The following is a 14,273-nucleotide window of genomic DNA, read 5'->3' as shown; positions in this document are numbered from 1 at the left end:
TTAAACAATAGGTTGAATAATCAAATACTTTGTTTGATCTTATACTCTTCAACATTGATGTGGTTTTGGCAGAAAGTATATTCTTTGGCATCATTGGAACAAACGAGGATGGTTCTTTCTTTTCCAAATTCCTTCACCATATCCAAATACCAATTTATCCCTCTTTCATCTAGGTTGGAGGTGGGTTCATCCAACAAAACGAAAGGAGCATCCGAGAAAAAACAAAGCCCGATTTTGAGTCTTTGTTTCATGCCTGATGAAAACTGGCTGATCGGCTTGTTTTGATGCTCTTTCAGGAACATGTTCTCCATCATTTTATCGAAGCTGATGTTTTCAATGATTTTTTTGAATTTGAAGTGGAACCTTAAAAGTTCTATCAAAGTAAATTCTTCAGGGAGTTCCAAATAGGGTGCGCTGAGGACCAAATGCCGATAAATTTCAGCATCCGGAATTTGGATTCCCTTCAAAAAATAGGTGATTTTGCCTTCAGTGGTTGGGATCAATCCTGAAATGCATTTTAACAAGGTGGATTTACCCGAACCATTGCTCCCTCTGATAGCGGTTTTTGATCCAGCAGCGAGATCCAAAGTGATGTTTTTGAAAATCCATTCGTATTGGAATCTTTTGGATGCTTCCTGCATCTTGATTTCCAACATGTCTTAATTGATGTATCCTTTCATAACACCTCTTTCGGATGAACGGATGAAGTTCACGATTTCATCTCTTTCCTTGGTAGCGGGCAGATTGACTTCTATTTCCTCTAAGGCGCGACTGTTGTTTAGGCTGTTTAGGAAAAGATACCTGTAAACCTCCTGGATATGGCTGATGGATTCATTGGAAAACCCTCTTCTTCTCAATCCCAAACTGTTGACACCGGCATAGCTTAATGGCTCTCTTGCAGCCTTGGTGAAGGGTGGTACGTCTTTTCGGACCAAGGATCCACCTGATATCATGGAGTGCATGCCTACCTTTACAAATTGATGAATGGCACTGCTGCCACCTACAATTGCCCAGTCATCCACGGTGACGTGTCCAGCTACCTGCACTGCATTTGCAATGATCACATTGTTTCCGATCAAACAATCGTGTGCGATGTGTACATAGGCCATCAAAAGACAGTTGGCTCCTATTTTGGTCGTTCTTTTGTCAATGGTGCCACGACTAATAGTGACACACTCACGGATGGTGGTATTGTCCCCGATTTCGACAGTAGAATCCTCACCTTGGAATTTTAAATCCTGAGGTATGGCAGAAATGACTGATCCAGGAAAAATTTTACAGTTTTTACCGATTCGGGCTCCTGGATAGATGGTCACGTTCGAGCCAATCCAAGTTCCTTCGCCGATCACGACATTGTCATGGATCATGGTGAAAGGATCTATTTGGACTCCGTTTTCCAAAATTGCGCCTTCATGGACATGTGAGAGTTTGTTGATCATGATTCTTTTCTAACGATACTTGCTGTCATAACGGCTTCGCAAACAAGAGTATTGCCGACGTATGCTTCTCCTTTCATTTTAGCGATACCTCTTCTAATGGGAGCCAATAGTTCGCATTTGAATACCAATGTGTCTCCCGGAAGTACCATTTTCCTGAATTTGCAATTTTCAATTCCCAGAAAATAAGTCCAATAATTTTCAGGATCCGGAACGGTGCTCAACACCAATATACCACCGGTCTGGGCCATTGCCTCTACCTGCAAAACGCCGGGCATAATCGGGTTATTGGGAAAGTGCCCCATGAAAAAGGGTTCATTGATGGTGACGTTTTTTACTCCAGCCACCACGGTCTCATCTAAATAGATGATTTTATCCAAAAGCTGAAAAGGGTATCTATGCGGTAAAATCTCGCTGATCTGGTTGATATCCATCACAGGAGGCAACTTGGGGTCATAATGTGGAATATGGCTTGGTCCTGCCTTTTCCATTGCTCTTTTGATTTTTTTGGCAAAGGCCACGTTTGCGGCATGTCCTGGTCTGGCAGCCAAAATCTGGGCCTTCAGCGGTCTTCCGACCAAGGCCAAATCTCCAACCACATCCAATAATTTATGTCTTGCAGGTTCGTTTTTGTAACGGAGTTCGACATTGTTTAGGATTCCTTCTTTGCGGACTTCAACTTTTTCTTTGTTGAACATTTTGGCCAAATGGGCCAATTCTTTTTCCTCGACGACTCGGTCCACGACCACGATGGCATTGTTGAGGTCTCCACCCCGAATGAGGTTTTGGTTGTAGAGCATCTCCAATTCATGGAGAAAACAAAAAGTGCGGCAGGAGGAGATTTCCGATTTGAATTGACTGATGTCGGTAATGGAAGCATGCTGACTTCCCAAAACTGGTGAATTGTAATCGACCATCACGGTGACTCTGTAATCGTCCAAGGGCAATGCGGCCATTTCCACCTCTCTTGCTGCATCTCTATACGTGATGCTTTCGGGAACTTCAAAAAATCGCCTCAGGGCATTTTGTTCTTCCAGTTCGGCTTCCTCCAAAATCTCAATGAATTTTATGGAGGATCCATCCAAAATTGGAGGTTCTGGCCCATCCAGCTGAATCAATACATTGTCAATCTCCATGCCGACCAAAGCCGCCAAGACATGTTCTACAGTGAATACCCTTGCTCCACTTTGTTCTAAAGTAGTCCCTCTGGAGACATCGACCACATTGTCTACATCGGCATCAATGATTGGCCGACCTTCTAAATCTATCCTTTGGAATTTATAGCCGTGATTGGGGGGGGCAGGCATAAAAGTCATATTGGAAATTACCCCGGTATGGAGGCCTACGCCCGATAAAGTGACTTGTTTTTTAATGGTATGTTGTTTTACCCTCATAGGTATGCAATTCTTACAGAAAATTTTGAAAACGTAAATTTATAGTTTTTTTTCCAGTTCTTTTAATTTGTCTTGAAGCTGGGGCAGATTTTTGAAAACTGCATAGGACTTCAGGAAGCTTTTGAAGTCAAAACCCATGTATCCCAAAATGGTCTGTCCGCTCTTTTCGATGGATTTGCTGATGCCTGTGTTGGCACCGATGTTGGTGTGATCCGCAATTTTTAAATGCCCGACGATTCCGGCTTTACCTCCGATCATACAGTTTTTTCCGATTTCGGTAGAGCCAGAGATTCCTGCCTGTGCGGCGATGACGGTATTTTCTCCGATGATCACATTGTGCGCTATCTGCACCATGTTGTCGATTTTGGCTCCTTTTTTTATGATTGTCGAACCCATGGTGGCCCGGTCTATGGTGGAATTGGCCCCAACACTGACATTGTCCTCTATAATGACATTTCCGATTTGGGGAATTGCTTTGAAGGTGCCGTCTTCCATTGGAGCAAAGCCAAAACCATCCGAACCGATCACCACTCCTGGGTGGAATTCACAATTATTCCCTACTTGACTGTCATTGCAAATCTTTACGCCGGGGTGAAAAATACAATTGTCACCGATGGTGACATTGTCTCCAATATATACTTGGGAATGTATTTTGACATTGTTTCCAATCTTGGAATTCTTTCCAATAGACGAAAAAGCACCTCTGTAAAAACCCTCCCCGATTGTGCTGCTTTCATCCATGTAACAGGGTTGGGTAGTGCCTGTCAGCTGCATTTTTGTGATTTGGGAATAGGCTTCCAATAATTGAGTAAAACCCACATAGGCATTTTTAACCCTGATTAATGTCGGTTTAATGGCTTTATTGGGAGTGAAGTTTTCTGAGACGATGATCGCTGAACAATCTGTCTCGTAAACGTAATTTTCGTATTTCTCATTTGAAAAAAAACTGATTCCACCTGGCTTTCCTTCTTGGATCTTGTCCAGCCTGTTTACTTTTATATTTCCTTCTCCTTCTACCTTTCCATTTATGAGTAAAGCAACCTGATCGATGGTGAATTCCATATTCAATAATATTATTTATAGTCTACAAAGTTAAATTTTTAGCGCGACAGACATAATGTTTTTTGACAATTTTACTCATTGCCTTGATATTTGGAAGGTCGGCGGCTTGGGCCAAATCTATGATTTGACCCTTCTTGGTCAGTATCAAAATCCGTTCCTTGGCCACGTAGGCATGGTTGCTGATGGATCCGTGATTGAAAAAATAGGGAAGATCTGATTCATCAATGTTAAGATTTTTTAAGGTTTTTTCCCTCATTCCCTCCAGCTCTTCCTCTTGGAAGGCATCGTTGCTCAGGTTGATTTTAAATAAATTCCTGTGCAGAAACATCTGGGAAATATTCTTGATTACATAATCATCGTTGTTTTTCCACAGTTTGATCGCACCCCAAATGTCGAAATCATCAAGCGCCAAAAACATCTTGAGAAGTGCGTCTGAGTTTTTGAAATCTTCCAAGGTATAATCATGGTCCAAGAAATGGGTGAATTCCTCGGTTCCCGAAAGCCTAGTTCCAGCTTGTTGCACATGTTTTCCTCGTTTGATCAAATTGATCAGCATTTTTTCGGCGCTGACGGTGGTTTTGTGGAGATAAACCTGCCAATACATCAGCCTTCGGGCATTCAGGAAATTCTCAATGCTGTAAATACCCTTTTCTTCGACCACCAGTTGATCGTTTTTGATATCCATCATTTTGATGATTCTGTCAGCCCCAATGGTGCCTTCAGAAACGCCCGTAAAAAAACAATCACGCTGGAGATAATCCAGTCGATCAATGTCCAGCTGGCTGGAAACGAGCTGATGAAAGAATTTTCTTTCATAAAGATTCTTAAAAATCCGCAGGGCCAAGTCAAGTTGGCCATTGAATTGCCTGTTGAGTAGATCGATCACCAAAAGGGAAAGGGACTCATGTGGAATGTCCTTGAGAAGGCTGAATTCCAGTGCGTGGGAAAATGGACCATGTCCAATATCATGGAGCAAAATGGCAATAAGTGCAGCTTCGTATTCTTTGTCGCTGATTTCGTTACCTTTATTCCTGAGGTTGTCCAAAGTGATGCTCATCAGGTGCATGGCACCGATGGCGTGGTGAAATCTGGTGTGAAGCGCGCCTGGATAGACGAAATCAGTTAAACCCAGTTGTTTGATCCGACGTAACCTTTGAAAGTAGGGATGATCGATGATTGAAAAAATCAATTCACTGGGAATGGTAATGAACCCATAAACAGGATCATTCAATATTTTAGTGCTTTTCAATGTCTTCGACATTTGATTGAATTCAAAAGTAATTATAATTTTAAGAGAAATAAACCAAATTTTATGCAAAAATATAAAATCCTGTGGGCGGACGACGAAATTGATCTTCTAAAGCCCCATATACTTTTTCTCGAGCAGCGAGGCTATGAGATCACGACCGTCAACAGCGGTCTTGATGCCATAGAAATGGTTGAAAATGAAAATTATGACGTAATATTTTTGGATGAAATGATGCCGGGCATGACAGGCCTGGAGACTCTTCAACAAATCAAACTGACAAAGGCGCATATTCCAGTCGTGATGATCACCAAAAGTGAGGAAGAACACATTATGGAAGATGCCATTGGAGGTAAAATAGCAGATTACCTCATCAAACCGATAAATCCCAACCAAATACTTTTGTCGGTTAAAAAAATCCTTCAAAACAAACAGCTGATCTCCGAAAAGACCAACCTTTCCTACCGACAGGATTTCAGGAACATCAGCATGGCCTGTGATGAAGCCACCTCCCATCAGGAATGGACGGATATCTACAAAAAGATAACGTATTGGGAATTGGAGATCGATAAGACCGAAAACAAAAGTATGCGGGAGGTTTTGGAAACCCAAAAAATCGAGGCAAACGCTGCATTTGCAAAGTTTATCAAGGCCAATTACATCGATTGGATCAATGATCCAAAGGTGGACAAACCCATTTTGTCCCATAAATTGATGAAAGAAAAGGTTTTCCCACACATTGTTCCGGGTAAACCCCTGTTTTTTGTAGTGATTGATAACCTCAGATTGGACCAATGGGAGGTTCTGGAGCCTCTGATAAATGAATATTTCATTACCAAAGAGGAAGGTACTTATTTCAGTATTTTGCCAACGACCACAGCATTTTCAAGGAATGCATTGTTTAGCGGCATGATGCCTTCGGATATGGCGAGGTTTCACCCAGATCTTTGGGAAGGCGAGGACACCGACGAAGGAAAAAACAACAATGAGGAGGAGTTTTTGGGAGAGAATCTTCACAAAAATAAATTGAATATCAAGTTTAGTTACCATAAAGTGCTTCAGGTCCATCAGGGAAAAGTAATTTTAGACCAGTTTCACAATTTATTGACCAACGACCTGAATGTGGTGGTCTATAATTTTGTGGACATGATGTCACATGCCCGGACCGACATGAAGATGATCCGAGAATTGGCACCTGACGAATCCGCTTACCGTTCCTTGACCAAAAGTTGGTTTGAGCATTCCACTCTTTTTGACCTCTTCAAAAAAATCCATGATGTGGGAGCAGAAGTGATCGTGACCACCGATCACGGCACGAAGAGAGTAAATCGACCCTACAAAATCATCGGGGATAAGAACATCACCACGAACCTGAGATACAAACAAGGCAAAAATCTAAACTTTGAAAGTGGTAAGGTCTTCGAGATCCATAGACCGGAAGATGCCAAACTCCCAAAATTTAATGTCTCGACAAGTTATGTTTTTGCCGTAGAAGATTATTTCTTTGCATATCCAAACAATTACAATTATTACGTAAATTACTACAAGGATACATTTCAGCACGGCGGTGTATCTTTGGAAGAAATCATTTTACCGGTAGTCCACTTGGTGCCAAAGAAAAATTAATTTGAAAAATATTTATTGTCAAGATATTGAAGACCTTCCTGAGGTTGCCAAAAAGCTCGTTGAAATTTGTAAAAATCAACCGATCTGGGTGTTTAAGGGAAGAATGGGGGCAGGCAAAACCACGCTCATCAAGGCAGTCGGAGAAGTTTTTGGGATACATGAATTGATCTCAAGCCCAACTTTTTCGCTTGTCAATGAATATCAAAATGATCTGGGTGAGATTTTCTATCATTTCGATTTTTACAGAATCGAGGATCCTACCGATATTTTGGAGGTTGGGATCGATGAATATTTCTTTAGTGGACATTATTGTTGGATAGAATGGGCGGAAAGAATTCCTGAATATATTCCAGAATCTTTTATGCTGATCAATATTGAGACGGAAGAGGAAGGCGGGAGAAAAATTACCATACATCAAATAGAAAATGGGAAAGATCATGGTTGAGGTGACCGAAGCGGTAGGGGTATATCCAAAAGAAGCAGTGGCAAAAGTGAAAAAATCCAAAAATTCACTCCTCATCGGATTGCCCAGAGAGACAGCTGCCCAAGAAAAGCGGGTACTGTTGACCCCTGAAGCGGTCGCACTCCTGGTGAACAACGGCCTTCAGGTGGTGGTCGAAACACTTGCCGGCAAACAATCCAAATTTACGGATCAGGAATATTCTGATGCAGGGGCAAAGGTCGTCTATGCAGCAAAGGAAGCTTTTGATGTGGAAATAGTCCTTAAGGTAGAACCGCCTACTTTAGAGGAAATCGGATTTATGCAAGTCGGTTCCTGCCTGATTTCGGCCTTGCAGCTTGGAAAGCAAAATGCTGAATATATCCATGCCTTAAATGGGAAAAGGATTACTGCAATCGCATTCGAAAATCTGGAAGATAAAGTCGGAGGTATGCCAGTGGTCAGGGCGATGAGTGAAATTGCAGGAAGTACAGTGATGCTGATTGCCGCCGAATACCTCAGCAGCGTGAGTGATGGAAAGGGACTGATTTTGGGAGGGATTACTGGAGTCCCGCCCACCCAAGTAGTCATCATCGGGGCCGGTACAGTAGCCGAGTATGCTGCCAGGACGGCAATTGGACTTGGTGCCAATATCAAGGTATTTGACAACCATATTTATAAATTAAGAAGAATCAAGCAGTTGTTGGGGCAGCAAGTTTACACTTCTACCATTGACAATTATACGCTTGGACAGGCATTGAAAGAAGCGGATGTCGTGATTGGGGCTTTGCGTGCCGAAAAAGGCAGGAATAAAATCGTGGTCAGCGAGGAAATGGTTGCAGCGATGATGCCCGGAAGTATCATCATCGACGTCAGCATCGATCAGGGTGGTTGCGTCGAAACCGCCGAGATGACTTTTCATGACAATCCCACCTATCTCAAGTATGATATCATCCATTATTGCGTCCCCAACATTGCGTCTAGGGTATCAAGGACAGCTTCGGTTGCGCTAAGCAATATTTTTACACCTATACTCCTTCAGATGGCCGATTTGGGTGGAGCAGAAGAAATGATTTTTAATTACAAGTGGTTTATGAAAGGGGTTTATACCTACAGGGGAAGTTTGACCAACGCCTATTTGGCCAGGAAATTCATGATGACCCACAAAGAACTCCAATTGTTATTGGCTGCCAGATACTAAGAAAGCAGGTTTTGTCTTAGCAGAAATTCCAACTGATCGTTTGATTTTAATAGATCATCGGTCAGTTTTTTATTTTCTTTTCGAAGGGACAGTACTTCATAAGCATTTTTGATCACAGTCCTCATGTAATCTTCTTCCCACGGCTTGGTGAGGTAATGGTAAACTTGACCCTTGTTGATAGCGTCGATAACTGCCTGGATATCAGTGTAACCGGTTAGGAGGATTCGCATCGGCTCTGGATAAAGTGGGATCACAGATGCCAAAAAATCAACACCAACCTCTTCCGGCATTCTTTGGTCGGTGATAATGATGTCTACATCTTGAGTTTTTAACAATTCCCTACCCTCCTGTGCTGAAATGGCCAAAAATATTTTATAGTCCCGTCTAAAAGTCGCCTTAAATGCCTGAAGATTGTTTTCCTCGTCATCGACATATAAGATTCTAATTTTCTCTTCCTTAGGTTCTATCATTTGGCGCATTTTTTTAAAGTAGGGTTATTGGATTGCCTGGCCAAATAATTGGCTATTAATATTATTGAATAGGGGATTTACACCTAAAACAACTCGTTATTCCAGCGATTCACCAAATATCTAAATAAAAATCATTTTGAGGAATATTTTTTACCTTTTTAATATGAATCTTGAATCAAAAATATAACTTTACCTCTACCATCCACCCTATTAGTTTTCCATGAATTTTAATTTAAAGTCTGATTCGGTTCAGAATTCAAATCATCTGTTGCTTAATCCCAGTGTGCCAAAGGATTCCGATTTTATAAAAGAACTGAGAGAGAATTCTTTATTGCAGGTTATGGATGAACTCGAAAGTCAAGTAAGTGATCTTATAAAGCTTCAAAACCCAAGTCTCAAATTTACCTCTTTTGAGTTAAAAAAACAGGTAGAGGAATTTTTTGATGTTGAGGATAGGCTCACTTATGGAAACTGGGTTTATTATCCCTGGAAAAATGCCCTGGTCCGGATATTACCGGAAGAGGAATTTATAGCCGTCAGGACAGCTAGAAACAAGTTCAAAATCACGCAGGAAGAACAGGATCTTTTGTCCACAAAAAAAATAGGCGTCATAGGGCTGTCAGTTGGACAAAGCGTAGCCATCGCCCTGGCAATGGAAAGGTCTTTTGGAGAATTGAGAATTGCTGATTTTGATACTTTGGAGCTTTCCAATTTAAATAGAATCAGAACGGGGCTTTATAATTTAGGATTAAAAAAAACAACAATAGTAGCAAGAGAAATCGCGGAGATAGATCCTTATTTAAAGGTGACAATATTCGAAAACGGCGTTTCTTCAGAGTCGATGGATGATTTTTTCACGGAAAATGGTACATTAGATTTAGTTATTGAAGAGTGTGATAGTTTAGAAATTAAAATAGAGACGAGAATCAAGGCGAAAAATCTAGGCATCCCAGTATTAATGGATACGAGCGATAGAGGAATGATTGATATTGAACGATTTGATCTAGAGCCAAATAGAATGATTTTCCACGGTTTTTTGGAAAAATTCGGATCTGAGTCTGAAATTCTGGGTCTTTTTGCAGAAAAAAAAGTTGAAATTCTTATGAGTATTCTGGATTTCGAAAACATTTCTTCAGCAGGGAAGTATAGCATGTCTCAAATAGGCTTAACCATTACCAATTGGCCTCAACCAGCGACAACTGTAATGCTGGGAGGTGCCGCTTGTGCATATTACTGTAGGATGGTCCTGACCAAAAAAAATCAATTTTCGGGTCGAATTTATGTTGATCTGGATCAATATTTAGAAATTCCCCATGAAAGTTAGAGTAAGAGTTGTCAAGGCCATTTCTGAAAGATTGATTACAGAAAAATATGTCCAGGGACATTATAAGGTCTTAGAAACCTATGGTGTGACAAAAGTGACTTCTGCAGACACCTCTTGGACAGATAATCCAAATGTCTATTTAATTGTGGTTGAAGCGGTTGATGATCAAAGGTTATTGGGCGGTGCAAGGATTCAATTGAATTCAGAAAACACTCCTTTGCCTTTAGAGACGGCAATTAGAGAATTTGATAGACATATTATTGACTACATGGGGGACTATAAACCCCTTGATGTAGCTGAATTCTGTGGCTTGTGGAATAGTATAGAAGTTGCTGGTTATGGCATAGGAAGTATATATTTGGGTAGAGTAGGTGTTGCGATTTGCTCCCAACTAGGAATAAAAAAGCTACTTGCTTTGGCTTCTCCCGCAACCCTTAGAAATTGCAAAAAAGTGGGTTTTGATATCATTAGAAGTCTTGGGAATGAAGGGAAGTTTTTTTATCCAAAAGAAGGATTGATCGCTACAGTATTGGAAATAAGTGATCTTGAAAATCTTCCGACAGCAAGTGAAGAAGATCGAGATTATATTTTCAGCCTAAGAAATAATGTACAACTTCAATCCAGCGAATCGGGTCCTAAGGGTTCTTTAGAAATAGCGTTTGAACTTCAAATTCAGAAATTACATGAAGCTAATTCAAAACCATAAGGGCCTTTCCATTATTGCAGCTGTTGGGTTGTTTTTTATTTTATCAATCGTTGTGATTTATTACTCTGATTTGATGAAGATAGAGAAAGGTGTATTTGTAGAAAATTTCATCTTGCTGGAGGAAACGGACATTGAGAGCATTTCAAATATAAATGAAATTGAAATTCAAGACCCTATGTTTATTCCTGAAAATATTGGTTTTCACAAAGGAGATCTTTTAATTCGGTTTAGCGGGAAGAATTTGGCTTCAAATCCCGAGGATATCTATTTTCTTGAATTTTCGAATCCACTTATAAATGAAATTTTTTTATATAAAATCTTGCATGACGGTAGTCTTGAAGTATATAAAAAGGCTGGAATAAATTTAAGAGATGTCAATATTTTTTCAAATCCAAGGCCAGTATTTGAGTTTAGTTATGAAGATTTAAATAGCTCAGATTTTTTATTGAAAGTAAATTCAAAAGATAAGTTAGGCTTCACCCTTGAATTAGTAGAAAGAAACGAGTATTTAAGCAAGTTTTCCACTATTGCAAATTTGGTGAATGTTTATATTGGTATAATGTTGTCTTTGTTTTTATACAACATTATTATTTTTTTAATGATTAAAGATAGAGTTTATTTATTTTACTCATTTTATGTTATGTTTATAGCTTTGGCGCAATTGTCATTACTAGGCTATTCTTATTTTTATTTTTTAGGGCAAAATGCGGATATATATAGTTTTAGTGTGATTGCATTTCCTTCCATGGCAGGAATATTTGCAATTGGATTTATTAAATTGTTTTTAAAAACAAGTTTTCATGTTCCAAAGCTAGACAAATATCTCGTTGTAGTCGTAATATTGTATTCAATAGCTATTGGGTTAAGATTGCTTGGCTTTGTGGAGTTAAGTTACCGAATGGTAGATATTGCGGGACTCGTAGGGGTGATTTTCTTTGTGACAACTGGTGTGATTGTGGCAAAATTGGGGTATCGACCAGCTATTTATTTTCTAGTTGCTTGGGGGGTTTTCTTAATTGGTCTAGTTTTTTATATCATGCAAAACCAAGGGGTTTTAAATTTGAATATATATGCCAATTTCCCCATGCTTCTTGGGACTGCCATGGAAGCAATCCTTCTATCTTTGGCTTTGGCTGACAGAATAAATATCCTGAAAAAGGAGAAGGAAGACGAACAGCACGAAAAACTTGAGATATTAAAGGATAACGAGCGTCTCATCAAGGAGCAAAATACAAGCCTCGAGCAAAAAGTGAAAATACGCACTGAAGAACTCGAGGAAACGCTCCGGAATCTCCAAAACACACAAATCCAGTTGATCAATCAAGAAAAAATGGCTTCCCTGGGTCAGCTGACTGCCGGAATCGCCCATGAGATCAACAATCCCATCAATTTTGTGAGTTCCAATATCTCCCCGCTCAAAAGGGATATAGCCGACCTGTTGGAAATTGTCGGAGTCTACAGGGAAAAAGGCGGAGAGGAATTTTCGGAAGCAACCAAAAAGGAAATCACTGGACTCGAAGAGGATCTTGAATTGGATTACATCCTTACAGAAATCAACCAGTTACTGAAAGGGATGGAGGATGGAGCGAAACGTACTGTTGAAATCGTGAAAGGGTTGCGCCTGTTCTCCAGAGTGGATGAGCAGGATGTCAAGAAGGTGGATCTTCACGATGGAATCAACAGCACTTTGGTCCTATTGAACAGCTCGATGTCGGGAAGAATTAAAATCATCAGGGAATTTGGTGAACTTCCTATGGTCGAATGTCTGGCTGGAAAGATCAATCAGGTTTTCATGAATATCATCACCAATTCCATTCATGCCTTGACCGATCATCTTGAGGACAACCCCAATCCTGAAATTACCATTTCCACTAGAAATCTTGGGGATTCCGTAAGGATAGAAATCGGAGACAACGGCCCAGGAATGCCGGAGCATGTCAAGCAGCGCATATTTGAGCCTTTTTTCACCACCAAAGAAGTGGGGCAAGGTACGGGCTTGGGTTTATCCATCGTCTACACAATTATTGAAAACCATAAAGGCAAACTTGAAGTTTTGACCGAAATTAATAAAGGCACCAGTTTTATTATTATTTTGCCCCATTATCAAAAATTACCACAAAATGAGTGAAAAGATTCGTGTATTGTATTTAGATGATGAGGACAATAACCTGAATTCATTTAAGGCCAGTTTGAGAAAAGATTTTAAAATCATCACTGCAATCGATGCCCTAGAAGGGTTGAAAATAGCAGAGACTGAGGATTTTCACGTGGTCATCGCTGATCAAAGAATGCCGGGTATATCCGGTGTGGAGTTTTTTGAAAAATTGATGAAAATCAAGCCTGATCCCATCAGAATCCTACTTACGGGCTACTCGGATATTGCCAGCGTCATCGATGCAATCAACAAGGGTGAAGTTTATCGATTCATTGACAAACCTTGGAATCTTGACCAAATTAAAAATGCCATCATCAATGCTGCTGAAATCTATTTCACAAAAAAAGAGCTGAAAGATAAAAACGAAAGGCTTGTAAAAGTCCATTCCGAGATGAACCAATTTGTGTACAGTTTGTCTCATGAATTGAGGGGGCCTTTGATGAGTATTTCGGGTGTGTCCAAACTTGCCAAGATGGAAGTGAAAGATCCGGAAATCATTGAGTATTTTGAGATGATTGATTCAGCTACCATTAAGCTGGATGATTTCATTTATAAAATGCTGGATTTTTACCGCTCTACGAAAATCGAAAACAAGGTTACTGAAATCAATTTTAAGGACATTGTGGAATCCCAATTGGACAGCTACAAAAGTAAATGGGGATTGGATGGGATTACCCTGTCGGTCAATATCAATCAACCTGAACTTTTTCATTCTGATGATGCCAAAATCAGAGTGATTTTGAACAATCTTTTCAGCAATGCATTTAAGTTTCAGAAAGACGGATTAACATCAAAATTCATCAATTTATCGATTTCAGTCGAAAACAAAAAAGCAATTATTTGCATTGAGGACAATGGAATAGGAATAGATGAAAAATACCACACTTCGATTTTTGATTTGTTTCAACGCGCAACGCAGAAAAATGTAGGATCTGGACTTGGATTGTATATGGTGAAAGAATCTGTTGCGCAAATGGGGGGCCAGATCAAACTGATTTCTGAAATGGACCATGGATCAGAATTCACCGTCATCTTACCCTCCTTGCCCCCAAATTGAATTCTCAAGGACTTTTTTCTTTGGGATTTTTATCATTTTTGAGATTGTTTGGAATTCATCACAATTTCATTTCCTCTTCAAAATACGAAGGTTTTCTTTGTTGAAAAGGGATTTGGGCTTAATTTGCGCTCATATATTTATATACAGTTAAAAGTTT

General features: G+C 40.0%; 13 protein-coding genes. 7 read left to right on the top strand and 6 right to left on the bottom strand.

All coding sequences use genetic code 11. The features are described 5' to 3' along the window. Positions 1-20 precede the first annotated feature (20 nt). The 5 genes from F824_RS0111175 to F824_RS0111155 are packed head-to-tail and all read right to left on the bottom strand — an operon-like array spanning position 21 to position 5,153. Positions 21-656, bottom strand: coding sequence for an ABC transporter ATP-binding protein (locus tag F824_RS0111175; RefSeq protein ID WP_019597978.1), 636 nt, complete (start codon positions 654-656; stop codon positions 21-23). A 3-nt stretch (positions 657-659) separates the two neighbouring features. Next, complete coding sequence (gene lpxA / locus F824_RS0111170; protein ID WP_019597977.1) at positions 660-1,439, bottom strand: acyl-ACP--UDP-N-acetylglucosamine O-acyltransferase; 780 nt, start codon at positions 1,437-1,439, stop codon at positions 660-662. After that, positions 1,436-2,830: a bifunctional UDP-3-O-[3-hydroxymyristoyl] N-acetylglucosamine deacetylase/3-hydroxyacyl-ACP dehydratase gene (locus F824_RS0111165; RefSeq protein ID WP_019597976.1), complete on the bottom strand. Its 1,395-nt coding sequence runs from the start codon at positions 2,828-2,830 to the stop codon at positions 1,436-1,438. Before F824_RS0111165 ends, lpxA begins: the two co-directional genes overlap by 4 nt. Before the next feature lie 39 nt (positions 2,831-2,869). Next, complete coding sequence (gene lpxD / locus F824_RS0111160) at positions 2,870-3,892, bottom strand: UDP-3-O-(3-hydroxymyristoyl)glucosamine N-acyltransferase (RefSeq protein WP_019597975.1); 1,023 nt, start codon at positions 3,890-3,892, stop codon at positions 2,870-2,872. Between the two features lie 22 nt (positions 3,893-3,914). Next, positions 3,915-5,153, bottom strand: coding sequence for an HD domain-containing protein (locus F824_RS0111155; protein ID WP_019597974.1), 1,239 nt, complete (start codon positions 5,151-5,153; stop codon positions 3,915-3,917). A gap of 51 nt (positions 5,154-5,204) precedes the next feature. On the opposite strand from F824_RS0111155, the gene porX reads away from it, so the two are divergent. From porX to F824_RS0111140, 3 genes are read left to right on the top strand one after another with little or no spacing between them, the layout of a single operon-like run. Continuing rightward, complete coding sequence (gene porX / locus F824_RS0111150) at positions 5,205-6,764, top strand: T9SS response regulator signal transducer PorX (RefSeq protein ID WP_019597973.1); 1,560 nt, start codon at positions 5,205-5,207, stop codon at positions 6,762-6,764. A 1-nt stretch (position 6,765) separates the two neighbouring features. Further along, complete coding sequence (locus F824_RS0111145; RefSeq protein ID WP_019597972.1) at positions 6,766-7,209, top strand: bifunctional tRNA (adenosine(37)-N6)-threonylcarbamoyltransferase complex ATPase subunit type 1 TsaE/phosphotransferase; 444 nt, start codon at positions 6,766-6,768, stop codon at positions 7,207-7,209. Then, on the top strand, positions 7,190-8,404 hold the full coding sequence (locus tag F824_RS0111140) for an alanine dehydrogenase (protein WP_019597971.1): 1,215 nt from the start codon (positions 7,190-7,192) through the stop codon (positions 8,402-8,404). The genes F824_RS0111145 and F824_RS0111140 overlap by 20 nt, the downstream gene beginning before the upstream one ends. On the opposite strand, the gene F824_RS0111135 is transcribed toward F824_RS0111140, so the two are convergent. Beyond that, positions 8,401-8,874 (bottom strand): response regulator, encoded by a 474-nt coding sequence (locus tag F824_RS0111135; RefSeq protein WP_026333648.1) that lies wholly within the window; start codon positions 8,872-8,874, stop codon positions 8,401-8,403. The genes F824_RS0111140 and F824_RS0111135 overlap by 4 nt on opposite strands. 220 nt (positions 8,875-9,094) lie before the next feature. Here F824_RS0111135 and F824_RS0111130 point away from each other — a divergent pair, with 220 nt between their 5' ends. Genes F824_RS0111130 through F824_RS0111115 form a run of 4 tightly spaced genes read left to right on the top strand, consistent with a single transcriptional unit; the run spans position 9,095 to position 14,116 of the window. Then, on the top strand, positions 9,095-10,198 hold the full coding sequence (locus F824_RS0111130) for a ThiF family adenylyltransferase (protein ID WP_019597969.1): 1,104 nt from the start codon (positions 9,095-9,097) through the stop codon (positions 10,196-10,198). Further along, complete coding sequence (locus F824_RS0111125; RefSeq protein ID WP_019597968.1) at positions 10,188-10,904, top strand: hypothetical protein; 717 nt, start codon at positions 10,188-10,190, stop codon at positions 10,902-10,904. Before F824_RS0111130 ends, F824_RS0111125 begins: the two co-directional genes overlap by 11 nt. Continuing rightward, a complete protein-coding gene (locus F824_RS0111120; RefSeq protein WP_019597967.1) occupies positions 10,882-13,032 on the top strand; it encodes a 7TM diverse intracellular signaling domain-containing protein in 2,151 nt (716 codons plus the stop codon). The genes F824_RS0111125 and F824_RS0111120 overlap by 23 nt, the downstream gene beginning before the upstream one ends. Then, complete coding sequence (locus tag F824_RS0111115) at positions 13,025-14,116, top strand: hybrid sensor histidine kinase/response regulator (protein WP_019597966.1); 1,092 nt, start codon at positions 13,025-13,027, stop codon at positions 14,114-14,116. The genes F824_RS0111120 and F824_RS0111115 overlap by 8 nt, the downstream gene beginning before the upstream one ends. Positions 14,117-14,273: the final 157 nt, after the last annotated feature.

Source organism: Rhodonellum psychrophilum GCM71 = DSM 17998 (assembly GCF_000381545.1).
Classification (GTDB): Bacteria; Bacteroidota; Bacteroidia; order Cytophagales; family Cyclobacteriaceae; genus Rhodonellum; species Rhodonellum psychrophilum.
This window is presented reverse-complemented; position numbering and strand designations above follow the sequence as displayed.

Bases quoted from the DNA above. Each gene is read 5' to 3' on its own strand.
- F824_RS0111135 (WP_026333648.1), bottom strand. From the start codon at position 8,874: ATGATAGAACCTAAGGAAGAGAAAATTAGAATCTTATATGTCGATGAC.
- F824_RS0111115 (WP_019597966.1), top strand. From the start codon at position 13,025: ATGAGTGAAAAGATTCGTGTATTGTATTTAGATGATGAGGACAATAAC.
- F824_RS0111140 (WP_019597971.1), top strand. From the start codon at position 7,190: ATGGGAAAGATCATGGTTGAGGTGACCGAAGCGGTAGGGGTATATCCA.
- F824_RS0111120 (WP_019597967.1), top strand. From the start codon at position 10,882: ATGAAGCTAATTCAAAACCATAAGGGCCTTTCCATTATTGCAGCTGTT.
- F824_RS0111125 (WP_019597968.1), top strand. From the start codon at position 10,188: ATGAAAGTTAGAGTAAGAGTTGTCAAGGCCATTTCTGAAAGATTGATT.
- lpxD (WP_019597975.1), bottom strand. From the start codon at position 3,892: ATGGAATTCACCATCGATCAGGTTGCTTTACTCATAAATGGAAAGGTA.
- F824_RS0111165 (WP_019597976.1), bottom strand. From the start codon at position 2,830: ATGAGGGTAAAACAACATACCATTAAAAAACAAGTCACTTTATCGGGC.
- F824_RS0111155 (WP_019597974.1), bottom strand. From the start codon at position 5,153: ATGTCGAAGACATTGAAAAGCACTAAAATATTGAATGATCCTGTTTAT.
- F824_RS0111130 (WP_019597969.1), top strand. From the start codon at position 9,095: ATGAATTTTAATTTAAAGTCTGATTCGGTTCAGAATTCAAATCATCTG.
- lpxA (WP_019597977.1), bottom strand. From the start codon at position 1,439: ATGATCAACAAACTCTCACATGTCCATGAAGGCGCAATTTTGGAAAAC.
- F824_RS0111175 (WP_019597978.1), bottom strand. From the start codon at position 656: ATGTTGGAAATCAAGATGCAGGAAGCATCCAAAAGATTCCAATACGAA.
- porX (WP_019597973.1), top strand. From the start codon at position 5,205: ATGCAAAAATATAAAATCCTGTGGGCGGACGACGAAATTGATCTTCTA.